The following is a 21,615-nucleotide window of genomic DNA, read 5'->3' as shown; positions in this document are numbered from 1 at the left end:
TAATCTTTAAACCGTTTATTTACGAGGAGGTCTTACAATGAAAGCAAAAGGAGTCATTCAAATTCCTCACTCTCTTCTTGATTTAGAGGGCTCTCATAAAGAAGGTTATTGTCTGTTTCATATCTTTTTTGAGCATTTGCAAACAGACTTTGATCAATCCTTGTGGTTATCTACTCTCAGATCAAGCAGTCAAAACATTATTGATTATATAAAACGAAATTCACATCACTTTGTTTATGTCATCCACAATTCTTTTTGGGCTAACCAAGGATCCCAAATGATGGAAGGAATTCTAAAAATGCTTAATGATGACTTTGGACAATCAGCGCTTGTCATCATAGGGTCTCCTTATACTGGTATAGAAAGTGTTGAAGATCAAATTTCTTTTGACGTGGCTCAGATAGAAAGTCATCAGAGGTTACTTAAGAAAAACACCATTAATCGCATGAGCCATTTGCTTTTACAACAAGTTGGTAAGAACTTACAAGAAAGTCATCTCGCCCAATTTGCTAACTATGGTCAAACGATTTCAGATGATCAAGATCGTGCGTTGATACGCCAACTCTTTCTAAATGGGGGGAATATTAGTAAAACCGCCCAGGATTTGTACTTACATCGCAACACGCTTAATTATCGAATTGACCGTTTAAATAAGTCAAGCGGCTTGAATTTACGCTTAATATCAGACTTGACTCTCTTATATTTACTGATTTGCTAATTTGAATAACCGATTATTTTAAACACATTACACATGAAAAGCCCAGTTACTGGAAGTAATTGGGCTTTTACTATTTTAAACGAAAGGTACAATCGGCATCATGATCATTAATAACACCAATAGCTTGTAAGTAGGAATATATAGTTACTGAACCTACAAATTTAAGACCATAATTTTTTAGGGAACGAGCGACTTCATCACTTAACTTTGAAGCTGTCTTAGGTTCTTTCTGACTTTTTGGTCTTAATACTAGCTGTCTGTTGGTGAAATGCCAGATATAATTATCAAAACTACCAAAATCTTGCTGAATTTTGATAAAAGCTTGAGCGTTGGTTATTGTAGCTTCTATCTTACCGCGATGACGAATAATCTTTTCGTTTTTTAATAAAGCCTCAACTTTATCTTCTTGATAATTGGCTATCTTTCGGTAGTCAAACTGATCAAAAGCTTGTTCAAAAGCTTGTTCTTTAGATAAAATTAGTTGCCACGACAAGCCGATATGAAACGTTTCTAACACCAACCATTTAAACAAAAGTAAATCATCATGTTCTGGTTTTCCCCATATTTTATCATGATACTGAATATAATAATCAGGCTTATTCGCTACCCATTGGCATCTTTGCATTTTTACCTCCTACTGGAAAATCATAAGCACTTGACGAATACCATAAATTAATAATCCAATCATAAAAAAATAATTTAATTCTTTAGTTAATACAAAAAAAGCAAGGTATTCTCTTAAAATAGCAAAAAAACCATGACCAAATTGGGTTCTTACCCCGACGACTCTTAAATCAAAACCGAAGCGCCAAGCATAAAGATAAGTCCTTAAAAGGTGAAAGTAACTTGTTACAATGAGCGTCTTCCCACGTTCAGGAAAACAATCATTTAAAAGCTCTTGAATATTAATGAGATTTTCTCTAGTCGTTCGAGCCTGATCTTCAATAGTAATGAAGTGATGGTCAATACCATTAGCAATTAAAAATTTCGCCATTTTTTCAGCTTCTGAAGCAATATTTTCGTGACTATTTCCCCCACTGACAATTAAATGCAGCTTTTGACCTTTTGCTCTACTTTGTTTAAAAATTTTTAATGCCTTTTTTAATCGATAAATTAAAGTCTTGTCCATCTCACCGTTCGCTGTTAATTGGGCGCCAAGAACTAATAAAATATCATTAGATCGCATTTTAAACTTAAATAGTAACAAGAGAAGGTTGAGAACAATAAAAAGAAAAAAATTAATAATTAAGTACATAGCCACTAAGGTATAAATAGCTAAGAACCGAGTCATATAATAGTTTCTTTGTATAACAACCCATGCTGTAAAAATAACAATCCCAACAAAAGTAAAAGAGATCGTCAAATTAAAAAAAATACGCATGCCTGATAGCGAACGGTCATCTTCTATTCGACTTAACATTAAATAGGCTAACAACAAAAGAAAAAAGGGAATAATGATAGCAATTCCTGAACTTGAAAAATACAATAAATAGCGCATAAGTGATAATAGATACCATCTTGATTCATTAAGTATCGCAAAAAAAACTATCAGGAGTGAAAAATAAAGCAAAGCAATTAATGAGACTTTGCGCCATTTAAAAACGTAGACCAAAACGGATGAGACAAATAAAATGAAAGACAGAAAATACAACAAACCGCTCAGTCCTTTCTGTCGAGATCCAATTCATGATAAGCCGCATAAATTTCTTGTTTTTTGACATTTTGTGCTTGGGCAACCTGTTTAATGGCTGCTTTGGCTGAAAGTTTCTCTTTATCCATTAAAGATTGAACCTGGTCTTTATAGCTTAAGTCTGGATTGAGTAGCGTTTGCCTTTGATCTAATTGACCCATAGACTGCAACAAAAGGACACATTCACCTTTTAAAGAATGCTCCTCAAAATGATTGATTAGTTCTTGGCTTGTGCCTCTAAGATATTCCTCAAACTTTTTACTGATTTCACGAGCTACAACCACTTTTGTATCCGTTCCTAACAGCTGATTAATTTGCTGAATAGATTGCTTTAATCGATAGGGCGACTCGTAAAAAATAGCCGTTTCTTTTCGCCTTCCGATATCTGTTAGTAACTCAACTTGCTCATTTTTACTTCTTGGAAAAAAGCCATAATAAGTAAAGGTGTTTGCAGGTAATCCTGAAGCAACCAAAGAAGTAATGGCGGCACTCGCTCCTGGAAGGCTTATTACGGCTAATGAATTAGCCAGTAGGGATTGTACTAGAGGATGGCCAGGATCGTTGATTAGTGGCATACCAGCATCTGAGACTAGGGCAACCGTATGTCCCTCTCCAATATAGGCCGTCCACTTATCTACTTCCGATTGATTCGAGTGGTCGTGGAAAGAAAACATTCTTGTTTTAATATCATAATGCTTCAACAAAATTCCTGTTTTTCGCGTATCTTCAGCCAAGATTAGATCGACTTCTTGAAGAATTCTAACCGCTCGAAAAGTCATATCTTCTAAATTACCTATTGGAGTAGGAACCAAGTAGAGACAAGAGCTTTCTGTTTGATAACTCTTTTGAATATTCAAAATGCACTCACTTCCTTTAAGCTTAAATCTCTTTGTAAATGACAAATCAAATGCTGACTGTAATCTTTAATAATATAAACACCCTTATCAAAATTAGCCATACCGTTTTTAGCCAAGTAATATTCTTTTTTGGGACGATTTAACTGTTTGAAATGGTACTCCGCAGACATCGCTAAAGACTTATTCGGCCACTTTTCAACATAGATTAGTTTTAAAGGCTGCCGCTTTTTAACGCGAGTATACTTCGCTCCTTTGCCCTTATTATGAGCTTCTAACCTTTGCCTAAGATTGGTTGTAAATCCTCCATAAAGTGTTTTGTCATGACAGTATAAAACATAAAAGTAGAACCCTTCATCATTAATGATTTCCATAGTAGATCTCCTGCATCATAGGGGTATAGGATCCATCTTCTTGATGTACGATAATTGCAGGTTCAACTCGAACGCCTTGTCTTCCTCCCCTGGCAATGGCCTCTACCAAGACACTATTGGCATTTTCAGCTTGTTTTGGATGGACAAAGCAAAGGCGTTTGATAGCAAAGTGATGATTTAATAAACTCATCATTAGATCGTCTAATCTATTTGGGCGATAAACAATAAATAGCCTGCCTTTTTGCTTAAGTAATTGGCTCGCTTTGCTCACCCATTCATCTAAAGTTAAGTGAATTTCATGACGAGCAATAGCATGATAAGGATTAGAATGTAATTTAGCTGCCTCATTGAGCGAAAAATAAGGAGGATTACAGCTGATAACATCTAATCGCTGATTATTTGCTTTTAATTGCCTTAAATCCCCCTGGATGATTTCAATTTGTTCTTCTAAACCGTTTAATCGAACCGATCGTTTTGCCATATCCGCAATATCTGCTTGCAACTCAATAGCTTGAATTTTAGCATCTGTCCGATGCGATAAGAGTAGAGGAATGATGCCACCGCCTGTACAAAAATCCATTATCCTTGAGGAAGAGGACCGCTGATTAAATGTGATAAAATTCGCCAGCAAAACGGCATCCACAGAAAAAGGAAAGTAATTTGGATTTTGTATTACATAACGGTTTTCTCGAATCAGAAAATCAAGTCGTTCTTCATCTTTCACCAATCGTATTTGTTCATCAGTCAGTTTTGGCATAAACAGTTCTTTTGTCATCTATTGCTCTCCTAAAGAGTCAATAATGTCTTGACAAAAGATACATTCTTCATTGGTTTCACGCTTACTACCAAAATAATGATGACAAATATGAATACCGTCATTATAGAAGGCTTGAAGACGAGCTTGCCCACTTTGACGATGCTCAAGCGTTTGCTCTGATTTATCAATAACTTGATTTTTTTGATTTTCCTCATCTTTTAATGGCTTAATTTCTATTTGCTCAACTGCTTGGTACTGCTGCATCCTTAACCGATTGTTTTCATTAGTTAACCGTGTCACTTCTTCCGACAAGGTGTTAACCGTTTCGAACAATTGATTCAGCTCTTGGTTAACTTGCATAAGAAGTTCTTCAATTTTTATTTCAGACATGCTAACACCTCTCTTCATATTACTTCCATTCACACATTTTAATCGCTAAGCGCTCATAGGCCAACTGTGGTGTGACATTAAACAAAAGGAGTTTTTTACTATCCATTAAGAGCTCATTCATTCTATGATAGCTTGTTTGACTCATTTGATGATCGATTCTCTCTTTAATTCTATTTACCCTCTTTTGTAAACTTCCTAAGTGGTTTTCTTTAGATGGATAGTGACTCAATAACAATTGGGCATTCAACCAATTTAAATAATCGAGACCATCTTGGCCTTGATTATAATTAAGATAGGGTTTTAAATGTTGCTGAATAGCGACAAAAGCATAAGGGTTTTCTTGTATCAATAACTGATAAAAATATTCTATGGCTTTTAGCCAAGCTTCGAAAGACTCCGCCTCATAGTCATCCATTAAATTCTCCAAGCGATTGGCTGATAGCTTTAACATTACTCTTGCATGCTGATCACGAATACCTGCTTGCACCATCTGATCAATTTGAGAGTGTTCTTTATCATCTTCCAAGATCACTTCCTGAACTCTCGATTGAATAGTCGGTAGTAATTGTTCAGCCTGACGACTAAATAAAAAGATATAAACATTAGGACTTGGTTCTTCCAAAAAAAGTAAAAGAGCATTGGCTGCTGCTGGGCCCATTAAATCTGCCTGCTCAATCGTAGCAATTTTAAAATCAGCCTCAATCGGACTCGTTCCTAACCATTCTTTTAGCCCTCGGATCTGATCCACTTTGATGCTACGCCCATCGGGTTCAATAGTCATATAATCTGCAAACTGACCCCTAGTAATTCTCTGACAGTCCATGCAATTTAAACAAGCCCTTCCTTCTGCATCAAAATGCTTACAAACAAGGGCTTGAGTAATTGTATCCACTAATTCTTTTTTTGCTGGGTTTAATTCGCCAGTAAATAAATAAGCGTGAGCGAGTCGCTTATGTTGTATCAATAGATTAAAATGCTTTTTGGCAGCTTCTAACCGCATAGACTCCCTCTTTCAAATGCTTGTCTCTTAGAAATGGAAGAAACTTTCAATAGGTAGAACAAAAACAGTCGCTCCACCAACTTCAACTTTTAATGGGTAAGTATTTGAAACTTCCAAATTCATATCTAGATGGATAGGTGTTGAAATATATTGCTCACGAGACTGACATGAAGCTTTAATAACTTCAAGCACTTCCTCAATTCGCTCATCTTCTACTCCTAATAAGAATGTTGTATTACCTGAACGAAGAAAACCTCCAGTTGAAGATAATTTTGTCGCACGGATATCATTTTCTAATAAAGCCTTCCCCAAAACTTGTTGGTCTTGATCTTGCACGATCGCTACTAGTAATTTCATATTATCCCTCCTGATGTATTATTACTTAATCATACCACGTTTTTTTAGAGTTTCGAAGCACTCCAAGCTAACTTGTTCTACACTTTGATTACCATCAATTACCACAATATTTTCCCATTGAGGTATCAAGTCGAGATAGGTTTGTCTGACTCGTTGATGAAAGGCAAGTGCCTCCCGATCGAGGCGATCATACTGTCTACTACCACGAGCTTTCTCGATCCTCTCCAAACCTATGTCAGCAGGAACATCTATTAAAATGGTAAGGTCTGGTAAGTGGTCTTCAATGGCGAACTGGTTAATCTGCCAAACGGCCTCTAAACCGATTGCTCTTGCAACGCCCTGATAGACTAATGAAGACAGCACAAAACGGTCACTAATCACCATTTTCCCCGCTTGAACATTGGGTAAAATTGTTTCACTCAAGTGTTGCCGACGACTTGCTGCATATAGTAAGGCCTCTGTTCGATAGTCCATAGCTGTATTATTAATATCTAAAATGAGTTCGCGAATTTGCTCAGCTATCGGGCTGCCCCCTGGCTCTCTAGTAAATACTGCTTCTACACCTTCTTTTTCAAGCATTGGACCTAAAACTTTGATAATCGAGGTTTTCCCTGATCCATCTGGTCCTTCAAACGCAATAAACTTCCCTTTTGGCATTTGATACTCCTTTATTATAACTCTCTTCGGCCTTCAATGGCACGAAAGAGGGTCATTTCATCTGCGTATTCGATATCGGATCCCACTGATAATCCATGAGCGAGACGCGTTACTTTTATGCCGGCCGGCTTAATCAACCTTGATAAATAAATGGCTGTCGCTTCACCTTCAGCAGTTGCATTAGTAGCTACAATCACTTCTTTCACTTCTTCATTTTGTAATCTTTTAATTAGCGAAGCGATATTCAAATCTTCAGGGCCAGTCCCTTCCATTGGTGACAAAACGCCTTGCAGAACATGGTAGCAACCATGATACTCTTGCATTTTCTCCATAGACATCACATCACGACTATCTTCAACAACTAAAATAATCGATCGATCTCTTGACGAATCACTACAAATCATACATGGGTCTGTATCAGTAATGTTCCCACAAACCGAACAATATTTAAGATCACGCTTAGCGTTTATCAAGGCCTGAGCAAAGTAAGAAACATCTGCTTCAGACATTTCTAAAACATAAAAAGCTAGACGAGCGGCTGTTTTACTTCCGATACCTGGTAATTTAGTGAAGCTATTTATTAATTTGGCAATGGGTGATGGATAATCCATTCCAACTCCCCCTTTCTTTTCTTACTACTAGAAAGGCAAGTTTAGCCCTTTGGTGAATTGGCCCATTTGATCTTGTGTTGTTTGTTCAACTTCTTGAATCGCATGGTTAATGGTTGCTAAAACTACGTCCTGCAACATTTCGATATCTTCTGGATCAACTAGTTCTGGTTTAATGGTTAATTCTTTGATTTCTTTTTTACCAGTCATAACCACTTTAACTAATTGTTGTGCATCCTCCACCATAAATTCTTTAGCTTCTAGTTCTTTTTGTGTTTTCTCCATCTCTTTTTGCATCTTCTGAACTTGCTTCATCATATTGTTCATATTTGGCATCATTTTGCATCTTCCTTCCATTGTTTCAATATTATTGTAAAATTTGTCTTTTATTTCGACTACGCTTCAATTATAGCATACGGCAATAACTTCTTTCGACTACAAAAGAAGTCTTTTATAATCAAATTAAATAATTCAAATTCACCTCAACTCATACTCCACCTCATACCATTCGTAAAGTATTAATAAACCAAAAGAATCCAAGCGCTTAAACACTTGGATTCTCTATTGACTAACGATCAATTGTAATTCATATTATTTCAGCAGTAAAAGTGATACTTAAAGAATTAATTAAATTCATCACCAACTAGTTTTCTTAACGATCATTGTAAATAGTGATATTTTCTTCACCAAAGAGTTCGATGGCTTTTTGGACCGCTGGATTCTCTTGCTCCTGAGTATCCTCTATATCAAAAAATCCCGTTTGCCCATCCGCCGGTTGAATACTTGAACTTTCTCCCTCTTCAATATGGTGAATTTGACTCCGTTGGAATAAAGCTGCTACATCTTCTGCCGGCTCAGGTAATTGAGCTTCAATTGATTCTAACTCTTCATTTTGAGGCCTATTTTTTTCAGTTTGATCAATTTCTGATAAATTATCCTGATTAATGTGACCTGGGGGATTGTCCTGCGAATCTGTCTGATCATTTTGTAGCGAATCAATAGTTCCTTCTGACGGAGTTATACTTTCTTGAACTTTTGATAACTTTTTAGCTAGTTCTATCGGCTTTCTACCATTTTGTTCAAACAAGATTTTGTAATCCCTTCGAATACCAGACCAATCAGCCTGCCACAAATAAGTGAAGTGAATCGCCTTACCTAAACGCTGACTCGCTATATTATTCACCTGATCCATTAAATGACTATCATGTTGAACAATCGCGCATAAATTTTGGTCTTCGAAGGAAATCAAAGCGCAGTCTGGCCCTGCCGCTAACGGTCTAGTATTATTCAAGCGAACTCTTTGGTTAGGAGCTAGTTCAGCTAAAATAGCTGACCACTCTTTTTTTAAATGGTTAATATCTTCTTTAGTTGCTTGATTCAAAACATTATAAATCGCATGTAAGTCGACCACATAATCTTTTTGAGCAAAATCAGGCTTTTTACGCGGAGTTAATTCCGTTTGATTATTAACTCCTTGAGTAGTACTTTTTTGATTATTTATAAGTTCAGCAAGTAATTTTTTTTGTTTTTCTAGTTCCTCTTGTAACAGTCTAATCTGACTTTCTATCTGTCCAGACATTTGAGGCTCTACTTGCTCTACTTCTTCTCTTAGAAGTAGGTCCTGCCCTAATTGTGCTAATTGAACCGTCATAACTTCTAAATAAACTTCTGGTTGTGTAGAAAAACGCATCTTATTTTGCGCTTGATTCAAAAAGTCAATTAACTGATAAAAGAATGCTGGCTCAACATTTTCTTTCAATGGCTGTAATTCTTGGTCAGTTAGCAGTGTATGGTTCTTAATTGAAAATAAACTTAAAAGGACATCTCTAGCAAATAAAATCAGTTCTTCAATAAATCGCCCAGCCTGTTTTCCCTCTTGTAATTGTTCTTCCAAGATCTGCAAGGCTTCTTCTACTCGTGATTGAGCAAGCGCTTGAATATATTGAACATAAACGGTTTGAGCAAAAGAACCGGATACTAACAAAGCCGTTTCAAGTTCTAGGTGATCTTGCCCATAAGAAAGCGCTTGGTCTAGTAGACTTAGAGCATCCCGCATTCCACCGTTAGCTGCTCGAGCAATAACTTTCAACGCTTCAAGATCATAGTCTTGTTGGTCATGGTCCAAAATATATTGCATCCTTCTAATCAAATCAAGGTCTTTAATCCGTTGAAAGTCAAAGCGCTGAGTTCTTGATAAAATAGTGGCCGGTATTTTATGAGGCTCCGTCGTCGCAAGTATAAAAATTACATTGGCAGGAGGCTCTTCTAATGTTTTTAAGAGTGCATTAAAGGCACCAGTTGTTAACATATGAACCTCATCAATAATATATACTTTATTCTTGGCACGTGTAGGAGCATAGCGAACACGGTCTCTCAGGTCACGAATTTCATCAACTCCGTTATTCGATGCCGCATCAATCTCAATCACATCACTAATCTCTCCTGAAGTAATCCCTTGACAAATAGAACATTCATTACAAGGATTTCCATCCGTTGAATTAGGACAATTGACCGCTTTTGCAAGTATCTTAGCAACAGAAGTTTTACCCGTTCCTCTTGGACCTGAAAAGAGATAGGCGTGGCTTAATTGTTGTTTAGCAATCGCATTCCTCAAAGTTTGGGCGATCATTTCTTGCCCGACTAATTCATCAAAAGATTGCGGTCGCCAAACACGGTATAATGCCTGATAACTCATTATTTATAGCCTCCTCCATTTAGTAAACTTATTATATCGAATTTGTCACTGATTGGCGAATGCTTTTAAAATCTGCCTAAATAGATACTCTAAAATTCAAGATTTTAATCTTCACAATTTATGGTAGAATATAGCTTGTGAAAATGATTAGAAGGAGCGAGTTTATGTCCACACTAGAAATCAAAAATCTACACGTAGAAATTGAAGATAAAAAAATATTAAAAGGTGTTAATTTAACAATTAACACTAATGAAGTGCATGCTATTATGGGACCAAACGGAACAGGTAAGTCTACTCTTTCACAAGCTATCATGGGGCACCCTGACTATACAGTTACACAAGGCCAAGTGCTACTTGATGGTGTTGACCTCTTAGAAATGGAAGTCGATGAGCGTGCTAGAGCCGGTCTGTTTATGGCCGTTCAATACCCAAGTGAGATTTCAGGTGTTACTAATGCCACTCTTATGCGTGAAGCCATCAACTCACGCCGTAAAGAAGATGATCAGATGCCTATTTTTGAATTCTTAGACAAATTAGATGCAAAAATGGCGCTTTTAGATATGTCTGATGAAATGGTTGAACGTTATGTGAATGAAGGATTCTCAGGGGGCGAAAAAAAACGCAATGAAATCCTTCAAATGTTAATGATCGAACCTCGTTTTGCTCTCTTAGACGAGATTGATTCTGGCTTAGATATTGACGCTTTACAAGTTGTATCCAAAGGCATCAACTCTTTACGTGGTGAAGATTTTGGCGCTTTAATTATTACCCACTATCAACGCCTTTTGAACTATGTTGAGCCAGATTTTGTTCATATTATGATGGATGGACGCATCGTGAAATCAGGTGGATCTGAGTTAGCCCTAGAATTAGAAGCCAAAGGGTATAAAGAGATAGCTCTCGAAAACGGCATTGAATTAAATGAAGAGTAGGTGAAAAGATGACTCAACAATTATTCGCACCAACTGTCAACTGGCTTAAGGATATCTTTGACCAAAGTCAACAAGCATTCGAGAATACAAGACTTCCCACCATCGAACGAGCAAAGATCGAAACCTGGCCTTTATTTGTCGAAGCTCAAAGTAGGCCTTCAGCAGCCGAAAGAAAATTAGCTACTCATCCGGACCTTATCATTGCTGATTGGCAAAGCGCTCAAACTGATCACGAAGAACTTTTAAAAAAGTATTTATTCCAAGCAGTTCCTGCTAATCAAGATAAAGTTTCTGCTTTCCAATTAGCTCATTTAAATCACGGCACCTTGATTTATGTTCCTGATAACTATCAAGGCAATGAAACCTTTGAATGGGAACAAAATTTCGATGATGGAGCCCATCAATATCTACTACTTGCCGTTGGCAAAAACAGTCAGTTTACTTTTTTTGAAAAACTAAAACAAAATCAAGTGGCTAACCATAGTCAAAGCTACACAGTAGAAATCATCCTCGAAGATGGAGCAAACTTGCATTATATGGCTATTGATCAAACGAAAACCGACCAAGCTAGCTATATTCGTCGCCATGCTTTGGCTAAGAACGACGCTCATATTCAATGGTCAATTGGTTCATTTAATGATGGAGCAACAATTGTCGATTTAGCTTCTAATTTAAAAGGTAAAGGTTCACACGCTCATTTATCCGAAGTGGCTATTTCTAATCAAAACTTTAAACAAATTTTAGACACCAAAATCAGTAATTATGGCAACCATTCCATTGGACACATTAACCAAAGAGGTGTTGCCTTAGACCAAGCAGTCCTGACAATGAATGGTATTGGCAAAATTTTCAAAAATGCTAAAAACGCGGATGCTCAACAAGAAAACCGTTTACTCATGCTCTCTGATCAAGCCCGTGGTGATGCTAACCCCATTCTTTTAATTGATGAATTTGAAGTGACTGCAGGACACGCTGCCTCCGTATCCAAGGTAGATGACAGTCAATTATGGTATTTAATGACTCGTGGAGTAAATCGCACTAAAGCAGAATATCTAGTCATCCGTGGCTTCTTAATGCAAACTTTAAATCAAATTAAAGATCCTGAGAGAAGACAAATGATGATTGATGCTTTAGACCAAAAATTAGAAAGCATAAATTCAGGTGATAGCCTTGACTAGACAAAATCTTTTAAAAGTTCGTCAAGAATTTCCTATACTCGATCAAATCGTTAATGATGAGCCACTTATTTACTTTGATAATGCGGCGACTTCCCAGACCCCTCAATCAGTGGTCGAGGCAATTGTTGCCTATTATCAACAGGATAATGCCAATGTTCACCGTGGCGTACATACCCTAAGTGAGCGCGCTACCCAAGCCTTTGAAAAAGGTCGTGAAAAAATTGCGGCTTTTGTCGGGGCAGAAGCCAGTGCCTGCATCTCATTTAGCTCAGGGACAACCGATAGCATCAACAAAATTGCTCGTGGACTCATCGAACCACGCCTTCAAGATAGAGATATCATACTCACAACGCGCTTAGAGCACCATTCCAACCTAGTGCCTTGGCAAGAAGTATGTAAACGCACCGAAGCTAAGCTCAAATTTATGGACCTAACTGCTGATTATCAAGTGGATGTAGAAGCTTTATCACGTAAGTATAAAGATCAGCCAGTCAAAGCAATTGTTATTCAACACTTTTCAAATGTGTTAGGTGTACAGCAACCCATTCAAGCTCTCAGTCAATGGGCCCACCAACATGGTGCCCTTTTGATTGTTGATGGCGCTCAAGCCAGTCCACATATTCGTTTACATTTGAAGGAATGGGAAGTTGATGCCTATGCATTCTCAAGCCATAAAATGTATGGTCCGATGGGATTGGGGATCACCTATTTAGCTAAAGAACATCATGAAAGCTGCTTACCGGTTAGCTTCGGTGGTGAGATGATTCACCTAGTAGAGGATACTCAATCCAACTACAAACAAGCTCCATGGAAGTTTGAAGCCGGCACCCAGGCAATCGCTCAAGTGGTTGGGTTGACCCAAGCAATTCAGTGGATTGAAGCTATTGGCTTTGATCAAATTCAAGCCCAAGAGAAATTATTAGGCGATAGACTGTATCAAGGAATGAAAGAGTTAGAGGACGTCGTTCTTTATACTCCTGAATCGGCTAAAAGTCATGGTATTCTTTCTTTTAATATTCAGGGAGTCCATCCGCATGATGCTGCAACAGGCTACGATCAACTAGGAATCGCAGTCCGAGCAGGACACCACTGTGCTCAACCCTTGATGCGTCTGCTAGAAACTCCAGCCACTTTAAGAGCCAGCCTGATGGTTTATAATACCCTTGAAGAAGTCGACCGTTTTATAGAAGCTACCAAAGAAATAAAGGAGTTTTTCACTTATGGCACTTAGTCGATTAGACCAACTCTATCGTACGATTGTACTTGACCATTCTTCAAACCCTCATCATCGAGGGCATTTAGAAAAACCTACCCATCAAATGCAATTACTCAACCCAACTTGTGGTGATGCCATTACTGTGGATATGATTGTTAAAGATAATCAGATTGAACAAATTGCTTTTAATGGTGAAGGTTGCACCATTTCTATTTCCTCAGCCAGTATGATGACCGATTTAATGATTGGTAAAACGGTTGATGAAGCCATCCAATTAGTGCATGACTTCAATCAATTAGTAGGTGGAACAATCGGTGATGATGAAGAAGAAAAAGATGAAGCTGAATTACGCAAACAATTAAAAGATGCAGCTATTTTGGCTGGCGTCAAAAATTTTCCAGCCCGTTATAAATGTGCCATTCTTTCTTGGCGAGCCGTCGAGTACGGACTCGATCAAAACCGCAATGAACAATTGCTCCATCAAGATGGCATTGAAAGAAAGGAAGATGAATAATGTCAGAAGTTCCTGTATTAGGTGAATACGAATACGGTTTTAAAGACGATGCTAAAATCCTCTTTTCGACTGGAAAAGGACTTAATGAGCAAGTCATCCGTACGATTTCAAAAGAAAAAGATGAACCCGAGTGGATGCTTGACTTCCGGTTAAAAGCTTATGAAACTTTCCGCAATAAAAAAGTCTCTACCTGGGGCGTTGATTTATCTGATTTAAATTTCGACGATTATATCTACTATCTAAAAGCAACCGACCAACCTGTTCGTACGTGGGATGAGGTGCCAGACAAAATTAAAGAAACTTTTGAACGTCTAGGTGTGCCAGAAGCCGAACGGGCTTTCTTAGCTGGAACCAGTGTTCAGTATGAATCAGAAACCGTATATTCGCGAATGAAAGACGAAGTGGATAAATTAGGCATAATCTTTACCGATACCGACTCTGCTTTAAAAGACCATCCCGAACTTTTTAGAGAACATTTTGCCTCAGTCATTCATCCCAATGAAAACTTTCAAACAGCCTTAAACTCAGCTTGTTGGAGTGGTGGATCTTTTATCTATATTCCTAAAGGGGTTAAAGTTGATATGCCACTTCAAGCCTATTTCCGTTTAAACAATTCGAGTGTGGCACAATTTGAACGCACCTTAATTATTGTGGATGAAGGGGCGAGCGTGCATTATGTGGAAGGCTGTACTGCTCCAACTTATTCCGCCACTTCCATGCATACTGGGGTGGTGGAAATCGTAGTTAAGAAAAATGCTACTTGCCGGTATACGACCATCCAAAACTGGTCTAACAACGTTTATAACTTAGTTACCCAACGGGGAACCGTTGCAGAAGGTGGCACCTTGGAATGGGTGGACGGCAACTTAGGCTCTTATAAGACCATGAAGTACCCTTCATGTCGTTTAAATGGAGAGGGTGCAAGAGGTACTGTTTTATCGATTGCCTTTGCCGGCGAGGGACAACATCAACATTCTGGAGCTAAAATCTATCACAATGCTCCAAACACTTCCTCAACCATTGTTTCCAAATCGATTGCTAAAGATGGGGGAAATGTCGATTATATGGGGCAGTTGTACTTTGGGCCTGAAGCTGATGGAGCTAAATCCCACGTAGAGTGCGATACTATTATTATGGATGAAAAATCAAAATCAGATACCATCCCTTTCAATGAAGTACATAACTCGAATGTTTCACTTGAGCACGAAGCCAAGGTATCACGTATTTCTGAAGAACAGCTCTTTTACTTAATGAGTCGTGGTATTAGCGAAGAAAAAGCGACTGAAATGATCATCATGGGCTTTGTCGAACCTTTTGCCAAGGAATTGCCATTGGAATATGCTGTCGAGTTGAATCGTCTGATTGCTTATGAGATGGAAGGTAGCGTGGGTTAAATCTCTATTAAATGATTTAAATTGTTATTTATTTTAAATAAGTGTTGACAATTCATCAAATAAGGAACATACTGTGTCTTGTAATAAAGAAATAAGTTCATTAAGACATTTTCATTCAACCATGTAAAATCTTCTTTTTAATTATTTAGTTATTGCAATACAAAGTGCTTAAGAGGCACACAGGAGGATTTACATTATGAACACAGGTACAGTAAAATGGTTTAATGCAGATAAAGGTTTTGGTTTCATCGAAGGTCAAGACGGAAATGATGTTTTTGCACATTTCTCTAACATTCAAGGTGATGGCTTTAAATCTTTAGACGAAGGTCAAACAGTAACATATGACGTAGAAGCTGGCCCACGTGGCAACCAAGCTACTAATATTGTTAAACTATAATTAACCTTATCAAAGGCATCCCTTAGTGGATGCCCCAGATTGAAGACAAACCCTGCTTGAGTTAATCTCAAATAAGGGTTTGTCTTTGTTTGGCTCTATGTCAAATAGGGTTGATGGAAGAATTTTTCTTCCATCAACCCTATTTATTATAGAACCATTATTATACATAAAAAAGCCCTCTAAACCACTAAGAAATAGTGATTTAGAGGGCTTTGTCTACAGTCTGATTCCTTCTGTTTACCCAGAAGGAATTTTTAGCTAGAACTTAAATTAATTCTAAAGCTCTCTCAACATAGTTGGTTATAATGCGATCCACACCCGCATCAATCATCATCTGGATATGATCAGCTTCATTGACTGTGTAAGTGTTAATTTCGACTCCCTGACGATGACATTCTTCAATATCTTCTAAGTCTAAAGTCACAAAAGCAGGATGATAATGACCGACACCATGCTCTTTACAATATTTACCAGGGTTTAATTGACCCGACGCCGTTAAAAAACCGTATTCAATTTTACTATCCCCTGCTAGGCGCATAAAATCACGCACACTGTGGTGATTAAAAGATGAAATCAAAACACGATCTTCTAATTTAAATTCCCTGATTAATTCTAAAACTTTAGCATTAAGACCCTCATAGCGAAAAATGTTAGTTTTCAACTCGATATTAACTTTAATATCTAGAGGCTGCATCCATTCAAAAAATTCGCGCAAAGTCGGAATTTGAATGTCTCTTGCGGACTTAACTTGTGTTTCTTTGAAGTTAGCATAATAGTTATACTGACGTAATTCAATTAAGGTCATATCTTTTACATAGCCACTACCTGTTGAAGTGCGATCAATCGCTTCATCATGAATGATGACTACCTCTTGGTCTTTGGTTAAATGGACATCTAACTCAATACCTTCAATCGGAAATTTTGCCGCCTCTTTGAAAGCTAACATGGTGTTTTCAGGATATATTCCAGAATAACCGCGATGTGCAATAATTTTTACCATTATTTATCAAAATCCTCTCCCACTATTCGATTGAGTATCGATGCTTCTGTTTTCTGATCAAACAACATGATTTTATTCAAGTCCAACTGAACTTGAACTTCTTCACCAATTTTAACAGGACGTGCCGGTGAAAAACGAGCCACCAACTCCCGACTAGAAGTAGGATGATCAAAATAAACAAAAGTGTCAGAGCCTACTTGCTCAACATTTTTAGCGATAACATTCAAACCTGAGGTGTTTAAACCCTCGGCCTTATGGTGCATGTCCTCCGGGCGAATGCCAATATAAACTTCCTGGTCTTCTACTTCAACAAGCAACTGATCTTTAACTTCTTCAGCGAGCTCAAACGATTGATCAGCAATTTTGAGGTTTACTTTCCCATCTTTAATGACTAATCTACCATTGAACATATTAATCATGGGTGACCCAATAAATTCAGCAACAAACTTATTACATGGATTATAATACAAATTGGCCGGTGTGTCATATTGTTCGATACTTCCAGCATTCATCACAGCTATTCGCGTTCCCATTGTCATGGCTTCTGTTTGGTCATGGGTAACATAAACAAAGGTCGTTCCTAATTCACGATGCAACTGGGTAATTTCAGACCGCATCGATACCCGTAATTTAGCGTCTAAGTTGGATAGAGGCTCATCTAATAGAAAAACCTTAGGATTTCGCACCATAGCTCGACCTAAAGCCACTCTTTGACGTTGTCCCCCTGATAAAGCGCCTGGTTTCTTGTCAAGTAGTTCCGTTAACTGAAGCGCTTTAGCAACTTGCTCTACGCGTAATTGACGATCCTTTTTACTGATTCCATTCATCTTCATTGAAAATCCCATATTATCACGAACATTCATATGTGGATAAAGCGCGTAAGTTTGGAAAACCATGGCAATGTCACGATCTTTTGGCTGTAAGTTATTAACCCTTAAATCACCAATCCAGAGTTCTCCTTCTGAAATACTCTCTAAACCAGCAATCATACGTAAAGTTGTTGACTTGCCACAGCCAGAAGGACCTACTAATACGATGAACTCTTTATCTTCAATTTCCAAATCAATATTTTTGACTGCTTTAAAGCCATCATCATAGATTTTAGCAACTTTTCTTAAACTTAATTTCGCCATAAATATTCTCTCCTTATCCTTTCACTGCTCCGGCCGTAAGTCCCTTTACCATATTCCTTGATCCAACAATAAAAATAAGCAGACTTGGAACCATACAGATCATAACCCCTGCTACCATTAAAACCAGTGACTGTGAATCCACCGAATTCAGCATGCTAATACCTATCTGAACGGTACGATTCTGATCATTATTTGTCACTAGTAAAGGCCACATATACATATTCCATCCCGATAAGAATGATTGAACAGACATAGCTCCTAAGGTTGGTTTAATCAAAGGCATCAAAATGGTTAAAACAAATCTGAAATCTGTACAACCATCTACCTTAGCAGCTTCATACACTTCATAAGGAAAGCTCTGCAAGGCTTGAACGCATAAGAAGATATTAAAGGCTGAAATAATAAAGGGTATGATTAACACGTAGAGGGAATCATTCCAACCCCAAGATGAAATCATTAAGAATTGCGAAATAATAACGGCTTCGCCTGGAATCATCATTGTCGATAGGATCAATGCATATAACAGCCCTTTACCTCTGAAGTTCAAAAAGCGAAAGGCGAAAGCAGCTAAGACAGAAGTTATTAACTGACTAAGAGTGATGGCTACTGCAACAATCATTGAATTTCTTATATAAATTCCTATCGGTGCTATTTTAAAAACATCAAGAAAGTTAGTTAATGTAGGATTTTTAGGAAACCAAACACTTTCTGGATCGTATAACTCTCCAGAAGGTTTAACGGACATCATTAGCCCGTACAATAAAGGCGAAAGAACAATCAGTAACATAACTATATTTAAAAGCAATCGTACAATACTCCATACAGTGATTGATTCGCGTCTTTTTTTAATTTTATTGTCCTTATTTTCTTTAATAAGTTCTGCCATTATGCACTCTCCTTTCCACGGATTTTAAACATGATAATGGTCAAGATCATAACGATTAAAAATAAAACAACTGACTCGGCTGAAGCATAGCCATAGCGATAATTCATAAAGGCATTTCGATAAATATCATAAACAATCACATTCGTTGCTTGACCTGGCCCACCCTTGGTTAAAATATTTATCTGTCCAAACCCTTGGAAAGCGTTAATAACGTTGGTTACAACCACGAAAAAAAGGGTTGGCTTCAATGATGGAATGGTTATATAAATAAATTTCTTAATCCCGTTTGCCCCATCAATCGAAGCTGATTCATAAAGAGAATCGTCAATGCTGGCTAAGCCAGATGAGAAATACAAAAAATTCATCCCTGAATTCAACCAGCCGGTCAAAATACCCACAACTAATAAGGCACTGCTTGGTTGAGAGAGATAATTAATATAAGTTCCCAAAATCCGGTTCACAATCCCAACCGTTGGATTTAACATCACTTGAAAAATCATGGCCATTCCAGCAGACGCAATTGCCATTGGCATAGCGTATGAAGTTGAAAAAATTTTAATTCCTGGGAATGTTTTTTGACATAAAAGTGCTGTAATAAAGCCTAATACAACGCCTACAAAAACAACTATAACAACAAATTTAAAAGATACTAAAACACTGTTCCAAAAGCTTTCACTTGCAAAAAGTTCTGTATAATTCCCCAAACCAAGATATTCTGCATTTTGTCCTAAATTATTGGTCAAAAATAAACTCCGATAAATGGTCTGAAAAAATGGCCAGAACATAAATATAGATAAGATTGTCATCGCTGGGAGTAAATAGCCATATCCTTTTACTTTTTCCCAAGTACTTCTCTTTGACTCGATGATTACAATTTCTTCCATCTTTCCACCTCTTCCCATCAAAAATCTTCCACATAAAAAATCGAGAGAACACCAATAATGAAGCTCCCTCGATTATCTATACATTTAATTCATTAAATTATTGGTTGGCTTGATTGTAGTTTTCAATCGCTTTATTGATTTGATCTGCCATAGCTTGTGCAGCTGATTTAGGATCTGTTTCACCATTAATAACTTTTTCAAGTTCATTTTCAAAAACTTGACGCGCTTCTTGAGCAACACCTGCTAAAGCCCCTTGATCATCTGCGGTCGAATCATGCAGCTGATCAATCGCTGTTTGGAATTGCGGGAATGCTTCTAAATTGTCTTTAAAGTTTTGCTCCTCGTGGGCCGCTAGGTTAACTGGGAAATATCCTGTATCAACATTCCATTGTGCTTGTGAGGCAGGAGATACTAAGAATTGAATAAAGTCCCAAGCTGCATCTTTTTTAGCCTCATCATCTGATTCAATCATCCAAAGAGAAGCGCCTCCAATGGATACGCCACCCTTATCTTCTGAGTCGATACCAGGATAATAAGCCGTACCAATTTCAAAACGCCCATCTACTTCAGTTAACAATTGACGTAAACTTGCAGTGGAACCAAAAGTAATAGCTGATTGCCCTGCAATAAATTCTGGATGTCCACCCTCACGACCTACGTTAGGCATAACACCCGCATCCACACCTTTTTTCCACATAGTTAAAATCTTTTCCATACCTCCATTTTCAATAAAGGCCACTGATTCAGGTGCTCCACCGCGTCCGTTAGCATGGTCAAAGATTTCTTTTTCCATTTTGTTAAACCATTGATCAATCCACCAACCATAGATTCCGATAGATGCTGGCATAGCGGCACCAGCTTCTTGTAATTTGGGTCCAATTTCAATTAAGTCTTCTAAGGTTGTTGGAACTTCTACGCCAGCTTTATCAAAAATATCTTTATTATAGTACATTAAAGGGGTCGAATTATTAAAAGGCATCGAGTGTAATCGATCCTCAATAGTGAAATAAGCCAATAAATTAGGCTCCAATAAATCTAAATCAAAATCTGTCTTATCTACATAATCTTGAATTGGAACCGTTAAACCTGAATCAATCATAAAGGTTGTTCCAACTTCAAATACTTGAACCACATCTGCACCCACTTCTGATCCTGAAGCAGAAGAACGTAATTTGGTTAATGTTTCGTCATAAGACCCTTGATACTGTGCATCAACTTCCACCGCATCTTGAGATTCATTATATTGATCTACTAGTTTTTGTAAAGCTTCTCCAACAGAGCCTCCCATTCCATGCCAGAATGATAATTTAACTGGCTCTGCAGCTTGAACAGTTTGACTTAAAGGTAATACACTCGCTACTGACATTGAAGCTGATAGTAATCCCACCATCAATTTCTTAATTACTTTTTTCATGGTGCTTCCTCCTTTGTTATCGATCCTTTTAAAGTGACCGTTGACAAAAATATAGCATGCTAGTATTAACTTTAAGTAAATTCATTGTAAATATTTTGTAAATTTACATGCAATTTTTTTCAGAAAATAAAAAAACACCTTTATAAGGTGGAAAATTACATTAAATCAAAAACGATTTTCAAGGCGCCTATAATACTAAATATACTAAAGGTAATTTCCCCCCATGCACCCATGTAGGTATGTCGCTTAGTTTCTTATGCAAAATACCCCTACAAACATTCGATATATCTTTATATTGATTAGCAAATTAATAAGTATTAATTTATGTATACTCAATATCTTCAACCTTTGCAACAAGTTTAAACTATATAATAATCTGTTTTTTTAATCAACATTAACTATATTATTAGCTTGTCTCTTAAAAGTAAAAAAACACTCACCATGGTATGTAATCTCAATTATATAATCTTCTAGGAGTACTCTCTTTTAGATATAGATCCCCTCAGAAGCTTATAAAATAGACGATCAAGACAAAAAGTCGCATGAGTCACTTTCACACATTTACAA

The 21,615-nt window shown here is 37.4% G+C and carries 24 protein-coding genes; 7 read left to right on the top strand and 17 right to left on the bottom strand.

The window, feature by feature from the left end; translation table 11 throughout:
* Positions 1–37: 37 nt before the first annotated feature.
* Positions 38–718: a PucR family transcriptional regulator gene (locus ACQV2Q_RS03955; RefSeq protein ID WP_428876052.1), complete on the top strand. Its 681-nt coding sequence runs from the start codon at positions 38–40 to the stop codon at positions 716–718.
* Positions 719–788: 70 nt separating this feature from the next.
* Here the strand turns inward: ACQV2Q_RS03955 and ACQV2Q_RS03950 are convergent, their stop codons facing one another.
* The 12 genes from ACQV2Q_RS03950 to dnaX all read right to left on the bottom strand — a co-directional run bounded on the left by ACQV2Q_RS03950 (position 789) and on the right by dnaX (position 10,100).
* Positions 789–1,343 (bottom strand): DNA-3-methyladenine glycosylase I, encoded by a 555-nt coding sequence (locus ACQV2Q_RS03950; protein WP_428873120.1) that lies wholly within the window; start codon positions 1,341–1,343, stop codon positions 789–791.
* 9 nt (positions 1,344–1,352) lie between these two features.
* Complete coding sequence (locus ACQV2Q_RS03945) at positions 1,353–2,138, bottom strand: YdcF family protein (RefSeq protein WP_428881966.1); 786 nt, start codon at positions 2,136–2,138, stop codon at positions 1,353–1,355.
* Between the two features lie 239 nt (positions 2,139–2,377).
* Positions 2,378–3,265 (bottom strand): 16S rRNA (cytidine(1402)-2'-O)-methyltransferase, encoded by an 888-nt coding sequence (rsmI, locus tag ACQV2Q_RS03940; RefSeq protein WP_428875231.1) that lies wholly within the window; start codon positions 3,263–3,265, stop codon positions 2,378–2,380.
* Positions 3,262–3,636 carry a GIY-YIG nuclease family protein gene (locus tag ACQV2Q_RS03935; RefSeq protein ID WP_428873117.1) on the bottom strand — a complete coding sequence of 125 codons (375 nt, stop codon included), beginning with the start codon at positions 3,634–3,636 and terminating at the stop codon, positions 3,262–3,264. Before ACQV2Q_RS03935 ends, rsmI begins: the two co-directional genes overlap by 4 nt.
* Complete coding sequence (locus tag ACQV2Q_RS03930) at positions 3,623–4,411, bottom strand: tRNA1(Val) (adenine(37)-N6)-methyltransferase (RefSeq protein WP_428873116.1); 789 nt, start codon at positions 4,409–4,411, stop codon at positions 3,623–3,625. The genes ACQV2Q_RS03935 and ACQV2Q_RS03930 overlap by 14 nt, the downstream gene beginning before the upstream one ends.
* The gene (locus ACQV2Q_RS03925) at positions 4,412–4,783 is read right to left on the bottom strand and encodes an initiation control protein YabA (RefSeq protein ID WP_428873115.1); all 372 of its coding nucleotides are present in this window, start codon (positions 4,781–4,783) and stop codon (positions 4,412–4,414) included.
* Positions 4,784–4,802: 19 nt separating this feature from the next.
* Positions 4,803–5,783, bottom strand: coding sequence for a DNA polymerase III subunit delta' (locus ACQV2Q_RS03920; protein ID WP_428873114.1), 981 nt, complete (start codon positions 5,781–5,783; stop codon positions 4,803–4,805).
* 27 nt (positions 5,784–5,810) lie between these two features.
* Entirely contained in the window at positions 5,811–6,140 is a 330-nt protein-coding gene (locus tag ACQV2Q_RS03915) for a cyclic-di-AMP receptor (protein ID WP_428873113.1), read from the bottom strand.
* Positions 6,141–6,161: 21 nt separating this feature from the next.
* Positions 6,162–6,797 carry a dTMP kinase gene (tmk, locus tag ACQV2Q_RS03910; RefSeq protein WP_428873112.1) on the bottom strand — a complete coding sequence of 212 codons (636 nt, stop codon included), beginning with the start codon at positions 6,795–6,797 and terminating at the stop codon, positions 6,162–6,164.
* A gap of 14 nt (positions 6,798–6,811) precedes the next feature.
* A complete protein-coding gene (gene recR, locus ACQV2Q_RS03905) occupies positions 6,812–7,408 on the bottom strand; it encodes a recombination mediator RecR (protein ID WP_428881964.1) in 597 nt (198 codons plus the stop codon).
* Positions 7,409–7,435: 27 nt separating this feature from the next.
* Complete coding sequence (locus ACQV2Q_RS03900) at positions 7,436–7,741, bottom strand: YbaB/EbfC family nucleoid-associated protein (protein ID WP_428873163.1); 306 nt, start codon at positions 7,739–7,741, stop codon at positions 7,436–7,438.
* Positions 7,742–8,057: 316 nt separating this feature from the next.
* Positions 8,058–10,100 (bottom strand): DNA polymerase III subunit gamma/tau, encoded by a 2,043-nt coding sequence (gene dnaX, locus ACQV2Q_RS03895; protein WP_428876592.1) that lies wholly within the window; start codon positions 10,098–10,100, stop codon positions 8,058–8,060.
* Positions 10,101–10,264: 164 nt separating this feature from the next.
* Here dnaX and sufC point away from each other — a divergent pair, with 164 nt between their 5' ends.
* The 6 genes from sufC (at position 10,265) to ACQV2Q_RS03865 (ending at position 15,731) form a co-directional block, all read left to right on the top strand.
* Positions 10,265–11,032 (top strand): Fe-S cluster assembly ATPase SufC, encoded by a 768-nt coding sequence (sufC, locus tag ACQV2Q_RS03890; protein WP_428873109.1) that lies wholly within the window; start codon positions 10,265–10,267, stop codon positions 11,030–11,032.
* A gap of 8 nt (positions 11,033–11,040) precedes the next feature.
* The gene (locus ACQV2Q_RS03885) at positions 11,041–12,210 is read left to right on the top strand and encodes a SufB/SufD family protein (protein WP_428881962.1); all 1,170 of its coding nucleotides are present in this window, start codon (positions 11,041–11,043) and stop codon (positions 12,208–12,210) included.
* Positions 12,203–13,441, top strand: coding sequence for an aminotransferase class V-fold PLP-dependent enzyme (locus tag ACQV2Q_RS03880; protein WP_428881960.1), 1,239 nt, complete (start codon positions 12,203–12,205; stop codon positions 13,439–13,441). The genes ACQV2Q_RS03885 and ACQV2Q_RS03880 overlap by 8 nt, the downstream gene beginning before the upstream one ends.
* Positions 13,431–13,940, top strand: coding sequence for a Fe-S cluster assembly sulfur transfer protein SufU (gene sufU / locus ACQV2Q_RS03875; RefSeq protein ID WP_428875226.1), 510 nt, complete (start codon positions 13,431–13,433; stop codon positions 13,938–13,940). Before ACQV2Q_RS03880 ends, sufU begins: the two co-directional genes overlap by 11 nt.
* Positions 13,940–15,334: a Fe-S cluster assembly protein SufB gene (gene sufB / locus ACQV2Q_RS03870; protein WP_428876587.1), complete on the top strand. Its 1,395-nt coding sequence runs from the start codon at positions 13,940–13,942 to the stop codon at positions 15,332–15,334. The genes sufU and sufB overlap by 1 nt, the downstream gene beginning before the upstream one ends.
* A gap of 196 nt (positions 15,335–15,530) precedes the next feature.
* A complete protein-coding gene (locus ACQV2Q_RS03865; RefSeq protein WP_428873104.1) occupies positions 15,531–15,731 on the top strand; it encodes a cold-shock protein in 201 nt (66 codons plus the stop codon).
* Between the two features lie 265 nt (positions 15,732–15,996).
* Here ACQV2Q_RS03865 and ACQV2Q_RS03860 read toward each other — a convergent pair whose 3' ends face one another.
* The 5 genes from ACQV2Q_RS03860 to ACQV2Q_RS03840 form a co-directional block, all read right to left on the bottom strand.
* Positions 15,997–16,731: a glycerophosphodiester phosphodiesterase gene (locus ACQV2Q_RS03860; RefSeq protein WP_428873103.1), complete on the bottom strand. Its 735-nt coding sequence runs from the start codon at positions 16,729–16,731 to the stop codon at positions 15,997–15,999.
* Complete coding sequence (locus ACQV2Q_RS03855; RefSeq protein WP_428881958.1) at positions 16,731–17,864, bottom strand: ABC transporter ATP-binding protein; 1,134 nt, start codon at positions 17,862–17,864, stop codon at positions 16,731–16,733. Before ACQV2Q_RS03855 ends, ACQV2Q_RS03860 begins: the two co-directional genes overlap by 1 nt.
* Positions 17,865–17,877: 13 nt before the next feature.
* Positions 17,878–18,750: a carbohydrate ABC transporter permease gene (locus ACQV2Q_RS03850; protein WP_428881957.1), complete on the bottom strand. Its 873-nt coding sequence runs from the start codon at positions 18,748–18,750 to the stop codon at positions 17,878–17,880.
* Complete coding sequence (locus ACQV2Q_RS03845) at positions 18,750–19,634, bottom strand: carbohydrate ABC transporter permease (protein WP_428881954.1); 885 nt, start codon at positions 19,632–19,634, stop codon at positions 18,750–18,752. Before ACQV2Q_RS03845 ends, ACQV2Q_RS03850 begins: the two co-directional genes overlap by 1 nt.
* Positions 19,635–19,731: 97 nt before the next feature.
* Positions 19,732–21,048, bottom strand: coding sequence for an ABC transporter substrate-binding protein (locus ACQV2Q_RS03840; RefSeq protein WP_428881952.1), 1,317 nt, complete (start codon positions 21,046–21,048; stop codon positions 19,732–19,734).
* Between the last annotated feature and the right edge of the window lie 567 nt (positions 21,049–21,615).

The sequence above is a fragment of the Facklamia sp. P12950 genome (assembly GCF_050409465.1).
In the GTDB taxonomy this organism is placed as follows: Bacteria; Bacillota; Bacilli; order Lactobacillales; family Aerococcaceae; genus Facklamia.
The sequence above is the reverse complement of the archived record's forward strand: the minus strand, read 5'-3'. Positions and strand labels throughout refer to the sequence as shown.

What these genes read in the sequence shown, in the direction of transcription:
- ACQV2Q_RS03860 (WP_428873103.1), bottom strand. Translation starts at nt 16,731, where the DNA reads ATGGTAAAAATTATTGCACATCGCGGTTATTCTGGAATATATCCTGAA.
- ACQV2Q_RS03915 (WP_428873113.1), bottom strand. Translation starts at nt 6,140, where the DNA reads ATGAAATTACTAGTAGCGATCGTGCAAGATCAAGACCAACAAGTTTTG.
- ACQV2Q_RS03865 (WP_428873104.1), top strand. Translation starts at nt 15,531, where the DNA reads ATGAACACAGGTACAGTAAAATGGTTTAATGCAGATAAAGGTTTTGGT.
- ACQV2Q_RS03930 (WP_428873116.1), bottom strand. Translation starts at nt 4,411, where the DNA reads ATGACAAAAGAACTGTTTATGCCAAAACTGACTGATGAACAAATACGA.
- sufC (WP_428873109.1), top strand. Translation starts at nt 10,265, where the DNA reads ATGTCCACACTAGAAATCAAAAATCTACACGTAGAAATTGAAGATAAA.
- sufB (WP_428876587.1), top strand. Translation starts at nt 13,940, where the DNA reads ATGTCAGAAGTTCCTGTATTAGGTGAATACGAATACGGTTTTAAAGAC.
- ACQV2Q_RS03840 (WP_428881952.1), bottom strand. Translation starts at nt 21,048, where the DNA reads ATGAAAAAAGTAATTAAGAAATTGATGGTGGGATTACTATCAGCTTCA.
- dnaX (WP_428876592.1), bottom strand. Translation starts at nt 10,100, where the DNA reads ATGAGTTATCAGGCATTATACCGTGTTTGGCGACCGCAATCTTTTGAT.
- ACQV2Q_RS03885 (WP_428881962.1), top strand. Translation starts at nt 11,041, where the DNA reads ATGACTCAACAATTATTCGCACCAACTGTCAACTGGCTTAAGGATATC.
- ACQV2Q_RS03950 (WP_428873120.1), bottom strand. Translation starts at nt 1,343, where the DNA reads ATGCAAAGATGCCAATGGGTAGCGAATAAGCCTGATTATTATATTCAG.
- recR (WP_428881964.1), bottom strand. Translation starts at nt 7,408, where the DNA reads ATGGATTATCCATCACCCATTGCCAAATTAATAAATAGCTTCACTAAA.
- ACQV2Q_RS03935 (WP_428873117.1), bottom strand. Translation starts at nt 3,636, where the DNA reads ATGGAAATCATTAATGATGAAGGGTTCTACTTTTATGTTTTATACTGT.
- ACQV2Q_RS03850 (WP_428881957.1), bottom strand. Translation starts at nt 18,750, where the DNA reads ATGGCAGAACTTATTAAAGAAAATAAGGACAATAAAATTAAAAAAAGA.
- ACQV2Q_RS03855 (WP_428881958.1), bottom strand. Translation starts at nt 17,864, where the DNA reads ATGGCGAAATTAAGTTTAAGAAAAGTTGCTAAAATCTATGATGATGGC.
- ACQV2Q_RS03925 (WP_428873115.1), bottom strand. Translation starts at nt 4,783, where the DNA reads ATGTCTGAAATAAAAATTGAAGAACTTCTTATGCAAGTTAACCAAGAG.
- tmk (WP_428873112.1), bottom strand. Translation starts at nt 6,797, where the DNA reads ATGCCAAAAGGGAAGTTTATTGCGTTTGAAGGACCAGATGGATCAGGG.
- ACQV2Q_RS03845 (WP_428881954.1), bottom strand. Translation starts at nt 19,634, where the DNA reads ATGGAAGAAATTGTAATCATCGAGTCAAAGAGAAGTACTTGGGAAAAA.
- ACQV2Q_RS03945 (WP_428881966.1), bottom strand. Translation starts at nt 2,138, where the DNA reads ATGTTAAGTCGAATAGAAGATGACCGTTCGCTATCAGGCATGCGTATT.
- ACQV2Q_RS03955 (WP_428876052.1), top strand. Translation starts at nt 38, where the DNA reads ATGAAAGCAAAAGGAGTCATTCAAATTCCTCACTCTCTTCTTGATTTA.
- sufU (WP_428875226.1), top strand. Translation starts at nt 13,431, where the DNA reads ATGGCACTTAGTCGATTAGACCAACTCTATCGTACGATTGTACTTGAC.
- ACQV2Q_RS03900 (WP_428873163.1), bottom strand. Translation starts at nt 7,741, where the DNA reads ATGCCAAATATGAACAATATGATGAAGCAAGTTCAGAAGATGCAAAAA.
- ACQV2Q_RS03920 (WP_428873114.1), bottom strand. Translation starts at nt 5,783, where the DNA reads ATGCGGTTAGAAGCTGCCAAAAAGCATTTTAATCTATTGATACAACAT.